We start from the raw sequence: 19,172 nt of genomic DNA, 5'->3' as shown, positions 1-19,172 counted from the left end.
TTTAATTTACAATCGCAGCGCAAGAAATACTTAATACAAACAACTCTGTTGTTTACTACAGCTATGACCTAGCTTGAGCGATAGTAGAAATGGTTGATCGCTGCTGATTGATGCTTGTGAGCGCAGTACCAAAAAATTTTTATCGAAAGCATACAAATATTTGAGGCTGTGCTCCTTGTGATCAGAATAGTGGAGACAAAGACTGTTGTGCAATCAAAAATCTTTTGATGTGGGTGTCAAATTTTTCGCTTCTATGGTGATGACTACAGTACTTGAGTAGATTAGCGGGGAAAAACTAAATCATCTAAAGGTGTATAAAGTAGCAACTAACCTGAACTCAAATACGTCTCAGAATCTTTACAAAGCTTAATATAGCTAGCTTTAATAGCACCGATCTACTTACTGAATTGCCTGAGGAGGTTCTTAGCTTGTGGTAATTATTATGATGAAAACCTAATTTGCAATAAAAAATCTTTTGATCTGGGTGTCAATTCTTTCGCTTTAATTGTGATTGTGACATTTGCAACTTAGTCACCCTGAAAGATGATATTTTGCGATCGCAGAAGCGCTACATTACCAAATTTGCAATAGAAAATCTTTTGATCTAGTTGTCAATTCTTTTGTTTTAGAACTTACACAAGTTTTTATCCGAATTAAAGCATGAGTCAATTTAGCGGTCTTTATATTGTCACCAAAAACTCTTTGGGTCAATTATTTGTAACGAGAAAGACATCATTTATTAACTTTTTATATTTCCTTAGAGAGATGACTAAGCGTTCAGTATGTAATGGCTTGATAAGATATATTTTTTGACATATAATTCATTATTTTATACTTAGTATAACTTCGTGTTTCTTTATGATAAAACAAACACAAAGTTATACGTAAACATATACGTATAATTTCGGTACAATTGTACTTCTTACGACAGATGCTTAAGCATATTTTTATATAGTTAGATACATGAGAGAGTAAGTTAAGATAAATTAAGCAAATAAGTTGATGAGTGAAATTTAGTTCATTTAAGCTAGGTCTAGCACTGCACATCGCGTTTATGTTGAAAATCAAACGACTCTACACTAGTACAACACGGCGTAAATCCAACTACCATCTTAATTAACCAGACAGATAGGGGGAATTCATGAATTGTCTCTACTCAAGCAACTGGTTAAAGGTAGGCAAACTTCTGCCACAGTGTACTAGTAGTTCGCTAAAGTCCTTGGCGAGGGAAAAGTTAAAGGATAAAGATTTTTATCCTTTAACTTTTCCCAGTCGAAACCTAGTAATTTTAGGTTGTTGAACCATTTAGTTAGTTTTGGTGTAGGGCTAATTGAAATTTAAAATATTTTTTCTACTTATAGATTAAGAGTTTTTAACTCTTGTCTAATAAAGTTTATTGACTAATCTAGATTGGATTTGTCTAAATTTTGTGTTGCTATAAAAAGCTGTTTAAGTCAATAGTCAAGTTTTTTAAACATTTAGGTTTTTTTTAGGAAAATTTGGTTCAATAATTTACGCTTTCCTGGTATGATAATTTTTGTTAAGCAAATTAGTAAGATTTGTTAAATTATTGGTCAGTTTGATTTTTGAACAGCCAAAGAATGCACCAAAGATTTTAGTAAGTTATGGCTGTTAACTCATCAATGCCTATGGTGCTGATTGATTACCAGGGGAAGTAGAAATATGAATTCTGGAGAATATACACTAGCTAGATCAAACAATCAATGGGCACTACAACCAGAAATAGAGATGAAGTTTGCTCATTTCCTAATAAATCATGCTGTAGATGCTGCCTTCTGTTTAGGAGCAAACGCGCAGTTTCTTTACGTCAACGATGCCACTTGTCTGATGACTGAGTATTCCCGTGAGGAATTACTTTCCATGAGGCTACATGATATAGATATAGACTTTTCTCTACACAATTGGTCAGATATTAACTCACGGGGCTCCCTTACCTTTAAATCTCGCTATCAGACAAAAGGAGGTCGGATATTTCTGGTAGAAATATCCATGAACTATGTCAAACACCAAGATATGGAATTTGGCTGTGCCTTTGCTCGTGAGAAAACTGATGAAATAGTAGAATTAAGCGTACAAAAGTGGACTGATGAATTAAGGGATACCAAAGACAATTTACAACAGGAATTTTCTCAACTCAAGGCAAAAGAAGTAGAACTAGAAACATCTCTTTCTTTGCTTCGTTCTAGTCTCGAATCTACTGCCATTGGTATTGTTGCAGTTAACTTTGAGGGAGATATTCTGAGCTTGAATCAGAAATTTGTGGATATGTGGCAGATCCCAGAGTCGCTAATACTATCTAAGAAATGTCCTCGATGCAAAGCCTTTTTTGAGAACCAACTTAAAGATCCACAAGCCTTTAGTCGGCTGATTTGGGAGGTATCTAGCCAATCTGATTTCGAGAGCTACGATATTCTGGAGTTGAAAGATGGGAGAGTTTTTGCACACTACTCTAAACCTCAGTGGCTTGAGGGCAAAATTATTGGGAGAGTGTGGAGTATTTGGGATATTACTGAATCGAAACAGACAGAAGAAGCATTACGGCTGAACGCAACGAGATTTCGGACTTTAGCAGAAACGACAGATGCTAGCACTTTTCTGATTCAAGGCACACGGCTTTGCTATATAAATCCAGCAGTGGAGAAACTCACTGGCTACACAAAAGAGGAACTGCTAACAGGCTTTGGCCTGCACCGACTGATTAAAAGCAAAAAACGTAGGCAGGTACGCAACCAGGGTGAAGCAGGTAACTTTGAATACCAAGAGATAAATATTTTGACAAAAAACGGCACGGAGCGCTGGCTAGCCTGTGCGGTTGCCATGCTGGATGGAGTGCTGGATTTTGGGGGAAAACCAGTCGAACTGATTGCAGGCATTGATATTACCGATTACAAATATGCAGAATTAGGTCTTAACCAAGCTTTAGAACAAGCTAAACAACTTAGCGAACTTAGAGCGCGTTTTCTTTCTATGGTTTGCCATCAATTCCGAACTCCGCTGAATGTTGTTTCATTTTCTAATAGTTTACTTAAGGAAGAAGTAGACAAACGTACACAGAAGAAAATCCAACCATTACTCGATCATATTCAAAAAGCTACCGAACAACTGAGCCTGATGTTGGATGATATTTTGTTCTTCTCTAAGGCAGAAGCAGCAAAATTAAACTTTGAACCAAAACCGCTTGAGTTAGTTCATTTTTGTCAGGATTTAGTTGCACAAATGCAGATGAGTGTTAGCCAAAACCCAATCCATTTTGTAACTCAAGATAACTCTCTAACAGCTTATATAGATAAAAAATTGTTAGAGCCTATTTTGAAGAATTTGCTTGATAATGCAATTAAGTATTCTCGCCCGAATATTGGAATTAATTTTGAACTGTCTTGCGAAAAGGAAAAATTAATTTTCCAAGTTAAAGATAGGGGGATCGGTATTTCAGTAGTAGATCAACAACGAATATTTGAGCCATTTTACCGTGGTAGTAATATTGATCATATCCCTGGTACTGGACTAGGACTATCGATTCTTAAAACTCTTGTAGATTTACATCATGGTCAAGTTTCTGTAGAAAGTGAAGTTGGTGTAGGCACTAAGTTTACTGTAATGCTGCCATTAATGAAATCAGAGTTTACCTGTTCCGAATTATGAGTGTCGAAATGAAGAATAGTTGTTAATTAAAAACTTGATAATCATAACTATCAGAACGAGGTAATTAATTTCATGCCTATTTTAGATACTCACCAAAGAGTTTAGTAATTAGCTTCTGCCAAAATTTATGGTAATAGAAAATGATGTACGAATCGTCAAAGAAAATTCTCGTTATTGAAGATGATAGCGTTACCCGCAATCTTTATCTAAAGGGTCTTGAGGCTAAAGGTTTTGATATGATAGGCGCTCAAAACGGTCGTGTTGGTATCCAACAAGCACAAAAGGATGTACCCGACTTAGTGATTTGCGATATCACGATGCCTGATATGGATGGTTATAGCGTTTTAAGTACACTACGCCAAGATCCTCTGACAGCAATTATTCCTTTCATTTTTCTGACTGGCAGTAGTACTAAAGCAGATGTTCGCAAAGCTATGGAATTGGGAGCAGATGATTATCTTACCAAACCCTCGACACTAGATGAATTGCTCAGAGCGATCGCTATTCGCTTGCAAAAGCAAGCCACTCTTCAATACTGGTGCAATATTCAATTTGAAAAAGCTGCAAAATCAGTATTTGCAGATGATACTATAGCGATCGCTGGAGGTGTTGCTGTAGTCTCTGATAGAGAAGCCCCTGATAAAGATCCTTCTAAGTCAATCTTTCCCTGCATTCCCCAATTGAAAGAAGTTTTTGACTTTATCGAAGCCCATTATCATCAAGGAATTACTTTGTGTGATGTGGCTGTTGCTGTTGGTTACTCACCTGCTTACTTAACTAACCGAGTCGCAAGGCAAACAGGAGAGACTGTAAACTGCTGGATTGTCAAACGCCGAATGGCAGGAGCGCGTTTTTTACTCCAAAATAACGATCAGACAGTCGAGAAGATAGCGAAAGCATTGGGCTATCAGGATGTGTCTCATTTTTCCCGCCAGTTTCGCCAACATCACGGTTTACCTCCCCAAGCTTGGCGCAAAGAGCATCAGCTTGTATCGCAAAAACATGTGCAACTCTGGTGAAAGTAGATTTACAAAATAAAGGCAGTATTCCTTCTGCCTCCTCATACAAACAGTTGCGTAAACTCATATATTAAATCCACCCTACCCTTACGTAACATGGCTGGATCTAATCTTTCAGTCGTGTTGCAAGTCATCAAGACAACTAACCGTTGCTGCATCTGAATCCCAGAGTCATCAATTACACTTTGATACAAAGTGCCATCCAGCAAACTCAGAATGTGTTCAGTTTTATTATTGTATTGTGCTACCTCAGAAGCTCGATTTTGCGCTAGGTTGTCAGCTTCATTAATAACGATACAAATCCGCTCTATGTAAGTTGGTGGGACAAAATTAGCGATCGCATCATGATCTAAAATAAAAATTACATACCCTAAAGGTACAAGAATTTCTTTTGCTACTGCCTGTGTCCAGACTGTTTTACCAGTACCTGGTTGTCCATGTATAACAACCGCTAACTGGTTTTGATTCATAATCGCTTGCTGTACAGAATCAGTAAAGTTTTGGATATCTGCGGGAAATGTCCGAATGTTAAATTGACTATGAACTTTGCCTACACGACTTTGATATCCACTCAGCATCACTGCTAAGTCATAAGTTGCTTTGTTAATTAATGGCGCGAGATTTTTCGCCATTAAACTATATTGTCGTCGCCCGCGATCGTAGGGATCAATTTGCAACCAAACGTCATACTTTGACCAGTAAGCATAAACAGTATTAATAACGTCTAAGCGTTCCCAGCTAACAAATTTATCTATAGGTAAATAAAAATCTCTTTCTGAGTAATACTGAGTAATAATATCGGGACTACCCAACACACCTAAAACTCGCAGCACAGTAATTTCTTGCAGTCGGTTAAGAACATAATCAATGGGGATACTACTACGACTTACAAATTGGAGAATGGGCGTTTCCGTACTCAAAACATCTTTGTAGCGATGATCTGGTGATTCAGGATCTGGCGTGATGTAATTCCAAAACTTTTCAACTTCGTAGCGGGTATTATCAGATACAACACTTAATAAGTTCGCCCACCAAGCATAATTATTTCGTCCTAAAATATCAGCAATATTACTCGCTAAATTCAAACTTTTTTGACTTAATTCGCGAGAGTCACTATACAATAGTTGCCACAAAAACCCCCAGTCTAATTCTCGGTTAAACGGTCGCCAACCGCTAACAAGCAAGCTTTGTCGGGTATTATTTGTAGGAGTACCTTCATTGCTTCTAAAATAGTCAAAATCCATATTTATTAGTTATGCAGCGTTAATCGAGTTATTTTGTGTTAAGTAAGAGATTTTGAAAAAATTTTCTCGTAATATCAACTAATTGCGTACAAATGGTAATTTTATTTTCACCGTGCTGTACTGGCTAGGAAGTCTTTTTAATCTAACTCATTATTTATGTAATACACTATAATACATAGCAACTACCTCTGTCAACTTTTTTGACAAAGCAATTGGTAAGTGGGGGTTTACTTTTAAGCTATTGATGTACCTGCACCACTTGTCCATCTCTAGATGAGAAAAATATCACGCCTGTTAACAATTCGTAATAGCTTATTGATACTAGGTTTTGACGGCTTGCTCTAATTCCCTCCTTAAAAAGAAGGGTTAGAGAGGATCAAGCCTTAACCCAAGCGTATTAGATTATCAATTACAAATGACTTTAATCAAGTTGAGTATTTGCCATTAATTTCTATATAACCCTCTGAAAGATCGCAACCCCATACAGTTGCAGAGGCTTCGCCAATATTCAGGCTAACATGAATATTTACTTGATCTTTGGACATAATTTGCCGTAACTGTTCCAGATTTTCATCACTTAAGTTATTAGGATAAACTTTCACGCGATCAAAACTAATAACAACTCGTTCTGGATTTATCTGCTGTTCATTTTCACATTTGCCTATAGCCATAGCAACTCGTCCCCAATTTGGATCTGCTCCATAGACGGCAGTTTTTACTAATGGTGAATTCACAATTGCTTTAGCTACTTTTTTAGCTTGTACATAGTCAATCGCAGAATCTACAGTCACCTCAATAATCTTAGTAGCACCTTCTGCATCTCGTGCAATTTTCAGCACCAATTCTTGTGCAACTTCTTGCAATGCAATAGCAAAATCTGGTTCTGAAACTTCACCGGCTATTCCATTAGCTAGAATCACGGCGGAATCACTAGTAGAAGTGTCAGTGTCTACACTCAGACAGTTAAAGGTTTTATCTATAGTAGAGCGAAAAATAGAACGAAGACTATTTGCAGAAATTGCAGCATCAGTAAAAAAGAAAGTTAGCAGGGTAGCCATATTAGGCTCAATCATGCCAACACCTTTGGCAATTCCTACTAGCTTGGCATTTCCTATTTGCCGTGTAGCTAGTTTCGGTACTGTATCGGTGGTCATAATACCACGGGCTGCGGCATGAAAATCAGCATCAGTCAAATTTTTTCCCAATCCTAATAAACCTGCTCGGATTTTTTCAATTGGGTAACGTCTGCCAATTACACCTGTAGAAGCTATCACAATATTATGTGCAGCAATTCCAGTTTCAGTTGCAACTAATTGCAGAACCTCTTGGGCGTCAGCGATGCCAACAGAACCATTAGCTACATTTGCATTCTTAGATATAACGACAATTCCTTGTACTTGTGAATCTTTTAAGTTATCGCGACTAAGAGTGACACTAGGCCCAGCAAAAAGACTTTGTGTGAAGACTCCATCAGCAACACAAGGAACAGATGATTTAATAAATACAAAATCATCTGTTGTATCTCGGATTCCTAAATTAGTAATAAATGCACTAAAACCTTGAGGTGTGGAAGATATAGTTGATGACATTTTTCTTGAGTTAATAATTTGCTTTAATTATCTCAAATATTCTTCTAAAAGTATCTGGACTGGGTATTGCAAATGGTAGTTCTAGGAATGTCTTCAACCACCCCTGTTTATTGAGTCCATACTCCTCAATATCTTCCCAACCTTGCCCGCCTGCTATCACTGCCAAAATAGCTATGGTAATGATATCAGTGAGTAAATGCCATCTTGTTCTGTCTACTCTGGGGTCTTTTATTTCTGTAAAGTATTCTTGAAATTTACTGATAATGTCAAAGCTATCTATGCTGGATGTAAAAGATGCGTTGGTTTTGCAATTCTTGTTCTCAAATCCTATTGGCATTACTTTGATCTTGCACCTAGATGGATTAAATCTTACCCTAGCTCGGATAGTGCCACTTTGTTTCCAACCTGATTGCTGATCAGGCAAGTCCGCTTGTCAATAGGGTTTGAGACGCGCTAACCCTATGTAATCGTACCCTTTCAAGCGAATAGAATGGCGATGGTGTCTTTGTAGATCATAGGGCATTGGTTTTTTACATACAGTTATTAGTAATATGTGTGTATTTTAATCGATGATTTTTATCTGCGCCCATATACACTACATAGGGGCACAGCATTGCCGTGCCCCTACAATGATTCAGAAAGGGATATCGAATAGGAATTCGTAACCATCAGGATTCTGCTGTGAATTTTCTGGATCATCTGCCCACCTTTGAGGATTGTTTAGGATATATTCTCGGATGTGATCCAAAGATTTTTGATCCCGGCTAATGTGTTCATAAAAATTGCGTTGCCAGATTGATTGCCCTTTGGTGTGCCAAATAACATTAATGTTTTTGCTGACAGCGCTTTTATAGCTGCCAATTACGGTTGGGATAGAACCATGCACAGGTTTGCCAAATTGTTCTCTTGTAGGGGCATGGCAATGCCATGCCCCTACAGATGTGTCAGTAATTATCAGTATCCCATGTAGATGATTAGGCATCACCACAAAAGTATCTAATTCAATGTGCGGAAAATGATCGGGAATTGCCTCCCAGCAATTGAAGGCAATATGACCTAAATAATTTAATTGCATTTTGCTTTTGACTACATTGCCAAATAAACATTGCCGCATCTGCGTACAAAGCGTAATAAAATAGGCTCCTGGTTGGGTGTAGTCATGTCCTTTTAGGCGAATAGAACGACGCTGATGTATTCGCGGGTCGTAAGGCATTAATTTTTAAGTACGGTTATTTGTAAATTGTGTTTATATTAACCTGGATATTTTTATCTAACGTAAGGGCACGGCATTGCCGTACCCTTACATCGTTGTGCCCCTTGAGAAAAATCACGCATCGCGTTAGTCTTCATTGACGTAACTGCACGCTGTAACATTAGGCGATGATAAATCAACTCTCTCCAGAAATTCCCTCTTATACTTGGAACCGTCCCATCGGTTTAGGCTGGGACAAACCTTATACCGTCCGCTACGCAAGTAATATCGATGATGGCCCTTGGCATGGTATGCCTTTAGGTGGCTTTGGTGCAGGTTGCATTGGTCGTTCTTCACGGGGAGACTTTAACCTGTGGCACATCGACGGCGGTGAGCATACCTTCAAAAACGTTCCTGCTTGTCAATTCAGTGTGTTTGAATCCAATGGTACATCCTCCCAAGCCTACGCTTTATCTACCCAAGCACCTGATAATGGTACTCTCAAGGCTTGGCAGTGGTATCCGACACTTCGCGTTACTGAGGGGACAGGCAATTATCATGCACTATACCCACGTAGCTGGTTTGTGTATGAAAATGTATTCCAAGTACAGTTGACTTGTGAGCAATTTTCCCCGGTTTGGGCAGGCAATTACCAAGAAACTAGCTATCCTGTAGCGGTATTCCTCTGGAATGCTCATAACCCCACAGATGCACCGATTACCCTCAGCATCATGCTCACTTGGCAAAATATGGTGGGCTGGTTTACAAACGCCCTGAAATCTCCCGAAGTGCGGGTGCGCGATGATGGTAGTCCAGTTTACGAATACCAGCCGCGCTGGGGCGAAAGTCAAGGGAACCATAACCAAATAGTTGAAAATACACAACAGTTTGGCTGTGTTTTAGGTCGGGTTGGTAGTGATGAACCTTTACAAGAAGGTGACGGAACTTGGTGTATTGCAACGCTGAAACATCCCCAGGTGGAAGTATTTCACCACAGCAGATGGAATCCTGAAGGAACGGGTGAGGAAATATGGGAAAGCTTTGCTAAAGATGGCTCTTTGCCTAATTATCTTGATACCACTCCAGTGGCAAATAATACACAGCTAGGGGCTGCGATGGCTACGCCGGCCGCAGGCATCGCACTCCGTTTTACTCTCCAACCAGGTGAAACTCTAGAAATTCCCTTTGTCCTAGCTTGGGATTTACCCGTCACTGAATTTGCGGCTGGAGTTAACTATTACCGCAGATATACAGACTTTTTTGGTAAAAATGGAAATAATGCTTGGGCGATCGCATCTACTGCACTACAAGAATACCAAAGCTGGCGATCGCAAATTCAAAATTGGCAACAACCGATTCTCGACCGGGAAGATTTACCCAACTGGTTTAAGATGGCTCTATTTAATGAGCTTTATGACCTCACCAGCGGCGGTACTCTCTGGAGTGCAGCATCAGAACTTGACCCCATCGGTCAGTTTGCGGTGCTGGAGTGTCTAGATTATCGCTGGTATGAAAGTCTAGATGTGCGGTTGTATGGCTCTTTTGCGCTGCTGATGCTGTTTCCAGAATTAGAAAAGTCGGTGATTCGGGCATTTGCACGGGCAATTCCTCAAGGTGATGATACTCCCAGAATCATTGGCTATTACATGACAATTAAGGCGGAAAGCCCGATTGCAGTTCGCAAAGTCGCAGGTGCAACACCCCACGATTTAGGCGCACCCAATGAACACGTCTGGGAGAAAACCAACTACACCAGCTATCAAGACTGCAATTTATGGAAAGATTTGGGTAGTGATTTTGTCTTGCAAGTATACCGTGATTTTCTACTTACGGGTGCTGACGATGTAGAATTTCTGGCAGATTGTTGGAGTGCGATCGTGCAAACCCTCGACTACCTGAAAACTTTTGACCTTGATGGTGATGGGATTCCTGAAAATTCTGGTGCGCCTGACCAAACCTTTGATGATTGGCGGTTACAGGGTGTCAGCGCTTATTGTGGGGGGTTGTGGTTGGCGGCGCTAGAGGCTGCGATCGCAATCAGCGATATTTTATTAACTTACCAGATCGGTAACACAGTAGAGTTAGCAGCGCAAAAATCCATCTATGAAGGTTGGTTAAAACAATCTCGCCCAATCTACGACGAAAAACTTTGGAATGGGCAATATTACAAACTTGATAGTGAAAGTGGTTCTGATGTGGTGATGGCAGATCAATTGTGCGGACAATTCTACGCCCGTCTGCTGGATTTACCTGATATTGTACCGAGCGATCGCGCCCTTTCTGCCTTGAAAACTGTTTATGATGCGTGCTTTTTGAAATTCTGCAATGGTGAGTTTGGTGCTGCTAATGGTGTTCGTCCTGATGGTTCACCAGAAAATCCCCAAGCTACTCATCCCCTAGAAGTTTGGACGGGGATAAACTTTGGGCTGGCGGCTTTTCTCATGCAGATGGGAATGAAGGATGAAGCGTTGAGGTTGACGCAAGCTGTGGTGCAGCAAATTTATGACAATGGTCTGCAATTTCGCACCCCTGAAGCTATCACCGCAACTGGTACTTTCCGCGCTAGTACTTACCTGCGGGCAATGGCTATCTGGGGAATTTACTTAGTTATTAATTAATTCAAGGGGAGACGCCAAGGGCGAACAAGCGTCTGGGGTCTCCCCAAATGGAGCGACTGGCGTTAGGGGGATCAACAAGTGCCTAAAATCACAGCCAATCACTTTGAAAACAACCTTTAAGCCTGAGAAGTTTTTGAACGCACATTTAACTCTTAGAAAATGCCTAGAAGTATTATGAAAGTCAGCCCACAAAAGGCAAGTAAAGAGATAATCAGAATATTGCCTATACTGTGGTCATCAGCTGTTGATTTATGTGTATTGGTAGCCATATAAATCGACCTTGTTTAAACAACTTTTGCTTAAATTATAACTATGGCAAATCAATATTAATTTATCTTTGAACAAAAATTGATTTTAATTTATTGAAGTTTAACTAAAGAGTTAAGCTTTAAGCAAAACAATAAACTTTTATTTCAACCCTAGAAAAATAGATCATAGCAAGACAATTACTTGTTCCCCACATTACTAGAAGATCAGCAATCATCAAAATCGGCCAATATATCATCTACACCCAGGATTAAAATGAATATTAACACTCTGGACTAATAAAAAAAGCCTTGATTTACAAGTCTTAGCGAGCTTGACAGATAAATCTTGACCCGATCGGCGCACTGATAATTAGATATATGCAAATAAATGATATAGTAAAAATTACATCAAGCATTTGAGGGCATGATAGGTTGTGCCCTATATATTATTATGCAGTTATTTACTAACATCTATCAAAAGAAATAAAAATTGTATTCCTTTAGTTAGAGTCAAAAATACTGAGTCATAGATACTTTAAGTAAAGTAGAACATGGTTTAAATGCCTGCTGAAAAGTTGAGACTTGTAGGTACACAGGTAAATATAATTTATCTGTGTTATTTCGTGTTTATGGTTTCAGAAAAGGTGGAGGCTTATTTGCCCGCCTTGAAAGTCAACAATGCAAACATCGTCATTTAATGGAGTTGTCATGTCTGAATTGCTTCAAGCAGTCTTAGATAGTGAAGAAAGAAGTGATTTACGTTCCTTTATTAGTGAATTACGCCAACAAGAAAAGAAGTACTTGCTGCGGAACGACATACTCAATGTATATAGTGAGTATTGCTCCAAGTCCCAGAAACCTAAGACTTTTTACACTTCCTCGGAGTTAGGCAAACTCATTTACTATACTCAGGAAATTATTCAGGAGGACTCAAACTTCTGTTTCATCATCCGTTCTAAGATTGCCAGCCAAGAAGTTTATTGGTTGACATCAGACTTGAGTATTGAGCCGATGACGGTGCAGGATTTGTTGGATCTGCGCGATCGCTTGGTGAATAAATTTCATCCTAATGAGGGCGATCTGCTAGAGTTGGATTTTGGCCCGTTTTATGACTATTCCCCAGTCATCCGCGACCCCAAAAATATTGGTAAGGGAGTACAATTTCTCAACCGCTATCTATCCAGCCAACTATTTCAAGACTCTAAACAATTGCTGGACAGCTTGTTGAATTTCTTGCGCCTGCACCACTACAACGGTGTCCAGTTGCTAGTCAACGATCGCATTCAATCTCAACAGCAACTTTCCCAGCAAGTTAAAAAAGCTATCGATTTTGTTAATAATCGCCCTGATGATGAACCCTACGAACAATTCCGGTTTCAATTGCAGTCAATGGGTTTTGAGCCAGGTTGGGGTAACACCGCAGCGCGAGTCCGGGAAACCCTAAATATTCTCGATGAATTGATTGATTCTGCCGATCCTCAGACCCTAGAAGCTTTCATTTCTCGTGTTCCGATGATTTTTAGAATCGTCTTGGTGTCAGCTCACGGTTGGTTTGGGCAAGAGGGCGTTTTAGGGCGTCCTGATACCGGTGGTCAGGTAGTTTACGTCCTTGACCAGGCAAAGAGCCTAGAGAAGCAGCTACAAGAAGATGTTCTGCTTGCCGGTTTAGAGGGATTGAATGTCCAGCCAAAGGTGATTATTCTTAGCCGCTTGATTCCCAATAGTGATGGTACTCTTTGTAATCAACGGCTAGAAAAAGTCCTTGGTACCGAAAATGCCTGGATTTTGCGAGTGCCTTTGCGAGAATTTAATCCTAACATGACTCAAAATTGGATTTCTCGGTTTGAGTTTTGGCCTTATCTAGAAACTTTCGCCATTGATTCCGAAAGAGAACTACGGGCAGAATTCCACGGCACACCTGACTTAATAGTTGGAAACTATACTGATGGGAATTTAATAGCATTCTTGCTGGCGCGACGGCTGAAAGTTACCCAATGCAATGTTGCCCATGCCTTGGAAAAATCTAAATATTTGTTCAGTAACCTCTACTGGCAAGATTTGGAAGATAAATATCATTTTTCCTTGCAATTCACAGCTGATTTGATTGCCATGAATGCTGCCAATTTTGTGATTAGCAGCACCTACCAAGAAATTGTCGGAACACCGGATAGTGTGGGACAGTACGAGTCTTATAAGTGCTTCACCATGCCGGAGTTATACCATGTAACCAATGGGATTGAATTATTTAGTCCCAAATTTAATGTCGTACCGCCGGGAGTAAATGAAAATAATTACTTTCCCTACACCCGCACTAAAGACCGAGTAGAGAGCGATCGCCAACGCCTTGCAGAAACACTCTTTACTCTGGAAGACCCCACGCAAATCTTTGGCAAACTCGACGATCCTAACAAACGCCCTCTCTTCTCAATGGCGCGTCTTGACCACATCAAAAACCTCACAGGTTTAGCTGAATGTTATGGTCAAAGTAAAGAATTACAAGAGCATTGTAACTTAATTTTAGTAGCGGGTAAGTTACGTGTCGAAGAATCAGGTGACAACGAAGAACGCGACGAAATTATCAAACTCTACCAAATAATTGACCAGTACAATCTCCACGGTAAAATTCGTTGGTTGGGTGTGCGCCTGACTAAAACTGATTCTGGTGAAATTTACCGAGTCATTGCCGATCATCAGGGAATTTTTATCCAACCAGCTTTATTTGAAGCTTTTGGTTTGACAATTTTAGAAGCAATGGTTTCAGGATTACCAACTTTCGCCACACAGTTTGGTGGGCCACTGGAGATTATTCAAGATAAGGTGAATGGCTTTTTGATTAATCCGACAAATTTAGAGGAAACAGCCACAAAAATTCTGGAATTCATCACTAAGTCTGAACAAAACCCTAACTATTGGAATGAAATTTCCCAGCGAGGAATTGACCGAGTTTACAGCACCTATACTTGGAAAATTCACACTAGCAAGCTATTATCATTAGCACGGATTTATGGCTTCTGGAACTTTACCTCAAAGGAAAATCGGGAAGATTTATTGCGCTATATAGAGGCTTTGTTCTATTTAATTTACAAGCCAAGAGCGCAACAGCTATTAGAGCAGCATAAGTACCGTTAGTTTGTCATTTGCTCCCCACTGCGGTCTTGGGGTCTCCCCAAGTTAAGCACGTGGCGTCATTTGTCATTAGCCAAGGACTAAGGACAAATGACTAAGGACAATAGACAAATTACTAAATTGTCAACGCCCGCCAAGTTCGTTGACCAACTACTCCATCCGTTGCTAAATTCTGCTGATTTTGAAAGGCTTTAACAGCAGTCTCTGTCAGTGCGCCATAAATCCCATCCACTCTAACCGCATAACCACTAGACACTAACAGCCGTTGTAAGACTCTGACAGCAACACCAGAGCTACCGAAATAAAGAGTCGGCATAGGTTGGCTACTAAACTTCTGGAACCGTCCTGTAGCCTTTGCACGGACTTTACCTCCAGACTGAGAATACTTCTTAGACTCACCTAAGTTAGAAGAAGCTAGGAACTGATTGTTTTTGCTGATTTTCTTAAGTATATGTTCTTTCTCTGGTGCGATCGCTGAGGAAGAAGCCTGGGAAATCTCATCTGTCTGCATGAATTCAGGTGGTGTGACTTGAGCAGTTATCTCTAACTGACTCTGTTTGGACTGGTTTACGTCATTTTCCATCTGAAATAATTGCTGCTGTGGCAAATTGGCCCCAGATGCTTGTCTTATTGCTAACACGCCCGTCATCATCAGGCCAATTTCACTCATTGTAGTTCATTTTACTTCAACCAATATTTCTTTTAACTAACAACATTGCTGTTGTCCGGGATAGTGCATACTGACCAAATAAAAAAGTCATGTACTAATTTTTTCAGATAATATTGTCAGGCTCATCTTTCCTCACCTCCTATTCCGTTTAATCAGACGAATATCATTAGCTTTGTGCTTTTTTTATCTTGAATCAAGCCCTCAAATCCTCAGATATTGTATTTAAATCAACGGTTTAGACAATAACATACTATCCGATCATCTGGGAATATCATGAAACAAATTTGTCTAGTTATCTTTGGCTCCTACTTGGTATGCTGATGCTACTTTTATCATATTTATACTGCCATAAAGAATACTGCTACATTCACTGAGTCAGTTTTTTAATCATTGATCAATGCAACATTTCACAACAACGATCAACTTTTAATTTCAAACAATTTGTTCTCTCTCAGAGATTATTTTGAAGAAGAAGTCAGCATTCAGAAATCAGAATTCAGAAACTCTGGAAGGATTCAGCCATAATTCCTAAATATCTGCTTTTTTATGGAATTATTCTCAGAAAGCGCATACTTTGACCTCAAGATAATGAAACCGCACAACGTTGTTGGGTGGTCTTAAATTTTAACTAGAGTTAGACTACTGCATGACAAAATTACACAGGCGCACTGAAAAGAATATCAGTTCAATTCTCTTGCCTAACCTATGTTAATTTTTATATCATTTTTCCAGTTGAGTAAGGATGCGCCTAAAAAAATGTTCGTAGGCGTAGCCCGTCGTACCCTTGGGAAGCTACACGTAGCGCGAACGCAGAGAAGACATCGCTTAGTACGCCCAGTTGTGAACACTGAAAAACTTTTTACTTTTTCTCATCTCGCCACAAAGCAATACCACCTAATAAACCAGTGATATTGGGGATAAGTTTGACATTTAACGGTAGCTGGAAATTCACTCTTACAGCTTCACCACCGCCAATATAAAGGCAATCATAATTGAACAGATGTTGCAAGGATGCGATCGCTTTTTCTAAACGCCGATTCCATCTTTTATCACCAATTTTTTCTAACTCTGCACGCCCCAACTGCTGCTCAAAAGTCTCTCCTTTGCGAAATGGATGATGTCCCATTTCCATATTCGGTACCAGCTTACCATCCATAAATAAAGCCGAACCAAACCCCGTACCCAGAGTAATCACCAATTCTAGACCTTTACCTGCGATCGCTCCAAACCCCTGCATATCTGCATCATTAATCACCCGTACAGGCTTGTTTAAGTGTTTTAATAATGCTGTTTCCAAATCAAATCCGATCCAATCTGGATGTAAGTTTACCGCTGTTTCCGTGACTCCAGAGCGCACCACACCGGGAAAACCGACCGAAACGCGATGAAATTCACCTTGAGCCGCGGCTAACACAACAATTGCATTAATTACAACCTCTGGTGTAGCAGGTTGAGGTGTATCTAAACGCGCCCTTTCGGTTACAGGATGCCCTGTAATATCCAAAACCATAGCCTTAACGCCACTACCGCCAATATCAACCGATAGGGTACGAATCGATCCATTTTCTTCAACCATTGAGTTACATCCTTGTTAATGCTTGTTATTTCGTTATTATGCTCTGCTGTATTTGATAATATCTGGATGTTTGGAGAGTCTTTATATTGGTGGGCATTGGGCATGAGAGGACAAGGAGAATAACCATACCGAATGCCCTAAAATATAAATTTAAGGAATATGCACAGCTTCATTCCACCAGAACGCTTTTTTCCCTACCTTAGCTGGACTGATATTCAAGCAATGCCAGATAAGGAAAATGTGGTAATCATCCAGCCAGTAGGGGCAATTGAACAACATGGCCCTCATCTGCCGTTGATTGTAGATGCTGCGATCGGTGTGGGGGTGTTGGGAAAAGCAATGGAAAAGCTGGATGCCAGTATTCCGGCTTATGCTTTACCAAACCTTTATTATGGCAAATCTAACGAACACTGGCACTTTCCCGGTACGATTACCCTGAGTACGGCAACTCTGACGGCAATCATTATGGAAGTGGGAGAAAGTATTTACCGAGCTGGGTTTAGAAAACTGGTGTTAATGAACTCCCACGGCGGACAACCGCAAGTGATGCAAATAGCGGCGCGAGATTTGCACGTTAAGTATGATGACTTTTTGGTATTTCCGCTGTTTACTTGGCGCGTGCCTAATATTACTAAAAATTTATTGACTCCGAAAGAAGCAGCACTAGGAATGCACGCCGGAGATGCTGAAACTAGCATTATGTTATCGATTTTGCCAGAACAAGTGAAGCTAGAGAAAGCGGTTGCAGAATATCCACCAGAACAGTCAGAAAGCAGTTTACTGAGTTGGGAAGGTAAATTACCTGTGGCTTGGGTGACGCGAGATATCAGTAAAAGTGGAGTGATTGGTGACGCCACAACCGCAACTAAAGAAAAAGGCGATCGCATCCTCGAATCTCTCGCTAATGGTTGGGTACAAGTTATTCAAGATATTTATGCCTATCGACAAGCAAAAGTAGGGGAGGGATTGACAGGTTTTACTCAAAGTTAAAAATCCAATACATTTCGATGCAGGACAGCATCTAGATTTGCTAATGTAAGAATAATGGAAATAGCTATTGGCATAGCTGCTTAAAATCTATCAGGCAGCAAATTTCTATTCAAAGTAATATTAAGAGAAAGAATTATGACGGCATTTGAACCCAAGAGCCTCCGCTCTTATAGCCAAGAAGATGTCCAGCAAATTCTGCACTTAGCGATCGCTCGTCAAGCTGATGACAAAGATACAGAATTTTCTTATGAGCAGATATTAGAAATTGCTGCTGAGTTAGAAATTTCACCTGATTCTTTAAAATTAGCAGAACGCGATTGGGTAGTACAACAAGGACAAGTTCAACAGCGAAAAGCTTTTGACGCCTACCGCATCAGCAGATTTCAGAAGCGTCTAGGCAATTATGCAATTTTCAATGGATTTTTGATACTGGTCGATTTAATCACTGGCGGTGGAATTTCTTGGTCACTGTACATTCTACTATTCTGCGGATTGCCTGTCGGGCTTGATGTTTGGAATACCTTTCAAATCAAAGGCGAAGAGTATGAAATGGCATTCCAGAAGTGGAGTCGTAAGCATCAGATGAAGAAAACCATCAGTACAGTTTTGAATAAGTGGTTTAAAGCATTGCAGGCTTAATAGATTTGCTTGCGTAAACGTACTCTGACGGGGAAGAGAGTTACCTGTAGCGTCTCGTGGAGAAGCTCGTTGTACACATCCCTAATTCAAAGAAAAACCCCGCATCACATCGGGGTAATATTTACCTCAACATTTGTTGGGTAACACCACTTATATAAAATCTTAACAACACAGCAATTATTAGGATTAGTATAAATATTAATTCATTAATCGAAGTATTATTTCTATCTTTATACGGATCTGCTGGTCTATCAATAGTCTCAAAAATGATTTTCTCTAGAGTGGTTTTCACATCACACTGAGTTAACCACTAAATAATTTCTTTGAGTTGTAAAAGATTTAGAGAAGCCAGGTTAAACCTGGCTTGAAAACCGAGATTTATTCTTAAGAAAAATAGTAACAGACCTCTATCACAAGATCCAATAGATATGAAACAGCATCTATGGTAGTAAAAACCGAGAAAGGCAACAAGGAGGAAATTAAGCCCCCTTTTTAAGAGGGGTTGGTGGGATCTCTTTTCTTTCGGGGCAAAATATCACTTAGCAGGGTTAGCGCGTCTCAAACCCTATTGACAGGGGGATTATGGCAGAGGTACTGA

Annotated in this window: 11 protein-coding genes and 1 pseudogene; 6 read left to right on the top strand and 6 right to left on the bottom strand. The window is 39.9% G+C overall.

Going from position 1 to position 19,172, the window contains the following annotated elements; genetic code table 11:
• Positions 1-1,683 precede the first annotated feature (1,683 nt).
• Complete coding sequence (locus tag HWQ44_RS31355; RefSeq protein WP_292726053.1) at positions 1,684-3,663, top strand: scytonemin biosynthesis sensor histidine kinase; 1,980 nt, start codon at positions 1,684-1,686, stop codon at positions 3,661-3,663.
• 140 nt (positions 3,664-3,803) lie between these two features.
• A complete protein-coding gene (locus HWQ44_RS31350) occupies positions 3,804-4,682 on the top strand; it encodes a response regulator transcription factor (protein ID WP_292726052.1) in 879 nt (292 codons plus the stop codon).
• A 41-nt stretch (positions 4,683-4,723) separates the two neighbouring features.
• Here HWQ44_RS31350 and HWQ44_RS31345 read toward each other — a convergent pair whose 3' ends face one another.
• The 4 genes and pseudogenes from HWQ44_RS31345 to HWQ44_RS31330 all read right to left on the bottom strand — a co-directional run bounded on the left by HWQ44_RS31345 (position 4,724) and on the right by HWQ44_RS31330 (position 8,728).
• Complete coding sequence (locus HWQ44_RS31345; protein ID WP_292726050.1) at positions 4,724-5,926, bottom strand: AAA family ATPase; 1,203 nt, start codon at positions 5,924-5,926, stop codon at positions 4,724-4,726.
• Between the two features lie 425 nt (positions 5,927-6,351).
• The gene (gene argJ / locus HWQ44_RS31340; protein WP_292726048.1) at positions 6,352-7,515 is read right to left on the bottom strand and encodes a bifunctional glutamate N-acetyltransferase/amino-acid acetyltransferase ArgJ; all 1,164 of its coding nucleotides are present in this window, start codon (positions 7,513-7,515) and stop codon (positions 6,352-6,354) included.
• Between the two features lie 25 nt (positions 7,516-7,540).
• A pseudogene (locus HWQ44_RS31335) lies at positions 7,541-7,852 on the bottom strand (transposase family protein); the annotation flags it as partial.
• 297 nt (positions 7,853-8,149) lie between these two features.
• On the bottom strand, positions 8,150-8,728 hold the full coding sequence (locus HWQ44_RS31330) for a transposase (protein ID WP_292726046.1): 579 nt from the start codon (positions 8,726-8,728) through the stop codon (positions 8,150-8,152).
• 167 nt (positions 8,729-8,895) lie between these two features.
• On the opposite strand from HWQ44_RS31330, the gene HWQ44_RS31325 reads away from it, so the two are divergent.
• Both HWQ44_RS31325 and HWQ44_RS31320 read left to right on the top strand, forming a co-directional pair.
• Positions 8,896-11,325, top strand: a complete 2,430-nt coding sequence (locus tag HWQ44_RS31325) for a GH116 family glycosyl hydrolase (protein ID WP_292726044.1) — start codon at positions 8,896-8,898, stop codon at positions 11,323-11,325.
• A 956-nt stretch (positions 11,326-12,281) separates the two neighbouring features.
• Complete coding sequence (locus HWQ44_RS31320; RefSeq protein ID WP_292726043.1) at positions 12,282-14,702, top strand: sucrose synthase; 2,421 nt, start codon at positions 12,282-12,284, stop codon at positions 14,700-14,702.
• A gap of 112 nt (positions 14,703-14,814) precedes the next feature.
• Here HWQ44_RS31320 and HWQ44_RS31315 read toward each other — a convergent pair whose 3' ends face one another.
• Positions 14,815-15,369 (bottom strand): peptidoglycan-binding domain-containing protein, encoded by a 555-nt coding sequence (locus tag HWQ44_RS31315; protein ID WP_292726040.1) that lies wholly within the window; start codon positions 15,367-15,369, stop codon positions 14,815-14,817.
• Positions 15,370-16,228: 859 nt separating this feature from the next.
• Positions 16,229-16,945 (bottom strand): ROK family protein, encoded by a 717-nt coding sequence (locus HWQ44_RS31310; protein ID WP_292726038.1) that lies wholly within the window; start codon positions 16,943-16,945, stop codon positions 16,229-16,231.
• Positions 16,946-17,104: 159 nt separating this feature from the next.
• Between HWQ44_RS31310 and HWQ44_RS31305 the strand changes: the two genes are divergently transcribed.
• The gene (locus HWQ44_RS31305; RefSeq protein ID WP_292726036.1) at positions 17,105-17,935 is read left to right on the top strand and encodes a creatininase family protein; all 831 of its coding nucleotides are present in this window, start codon (positions 17,105-17,107) and stop codon (positions 17,933-17,935) included.
• Between the two features lie 135 nt (positions 17,936-18,070).
• Positions 18,071-18,574, top strand: a complete 504-nt coding sequence (locus HWQ44_RS31300; RefSeq protein ID WP_292726034.1) for a 2TM domain-containing protein — start codon at positions 18,071-18,073, stop codon at positions 18,572-18,574.
• Positions 18,575-19,172: the final 598 nt, after the last annotated feature.

Source organism: Nostoc sp. JL34 (genome assembly GCF_017114945.1).
Lineage (GTDB): Bacteria > Cyanobacteriota > Cyanobacteriia > Cyanobacteriales > Nostocaceae > Nostoc.
The sequence above is the reverse complement of the archived record's forward strand: the minus strand, read 5'-3'. Positions and strand labels throughout refer to the sequence as shown.

Bases quoted from the DNA above. Each gene is read 5' to 3' on its own strand.
- argJ (WP_292726048.1), bottom strand. From the start codon at position 7,515: ATGTCATCAACTATATCTTCCACACCTCAAGGTTTTAGTGCATTTATT.
- HWQ44_RS31320 (WP_292726043.1), top strand. From the start codon at position 12,282: ATGTCTGAATTGCTTCAAGCAGTCTTAGATAGTGAAGAAAGAAGTGAT.
- HWQ44_RS31345 (WP_292726050.1), bottom strand. From the start codon at position 5,926: ATGGATTTTGACTATTTTAGAAGCAATGAAGGTACTCCTACAAATAAT.
- HWQ44_RS31315 (WP_292726040.1), bottom strand. From the start codon at position 15,369: ATGAGTGAAATTGGCCTGATGATGACGGGCGTGTTAGCAATAAGACAA.
- HWQ44_RS31310 (WP_292726038.1), bottom strand. From the start codon at position 16,945: ATGGTTGAAGAAAATGGATCGATTCGTACCCTATCGGTTGATATTGGC.
- HWQ44_RS31325 (WP_292726044.1), top strand. From the start codon at position 8,896: ATGATAAATCAACTCTCTCCAGAAATTCCCTCTTATACTTGGAACCGT.
- HWQ44_RS31350 (WP_292726052.1), top strand. From the start codon at position 3,804: ATGATGTACGAATCGTCAAAGAAAATTCTCGTTATTGAAGATGATAGC.
- HWQ44_RS31300 (WP_292726034.1), top strand. From the start codon at position 18,071: ATGACGGCATTTGAACCCAAGAGCCTCCGCTCTTATAGCCAAGAAGAT.
- HWQ44_RS31355 (WP_292726053.1), top strand. From the start codon at position 1,684: ATGAATTCTGGAGAATATACACTAGCTAGATCAAACAATCAATGGGCA.
- HWQ44_RS31305 (WP_292726036.1), top strand. From the start codon at position 17,105: ATGCACAGCTTCATTCCACCAGAACGCTTTTTTCCCTACCTTAGCTGG.
- HWQ44_RS31330 (WP_292726046.1), bottom strand. From the start codon at position 8,728: ATGCCTTACGACCCGCGAATACATCAGCGTCGTTCTATTCGCCTAAAA.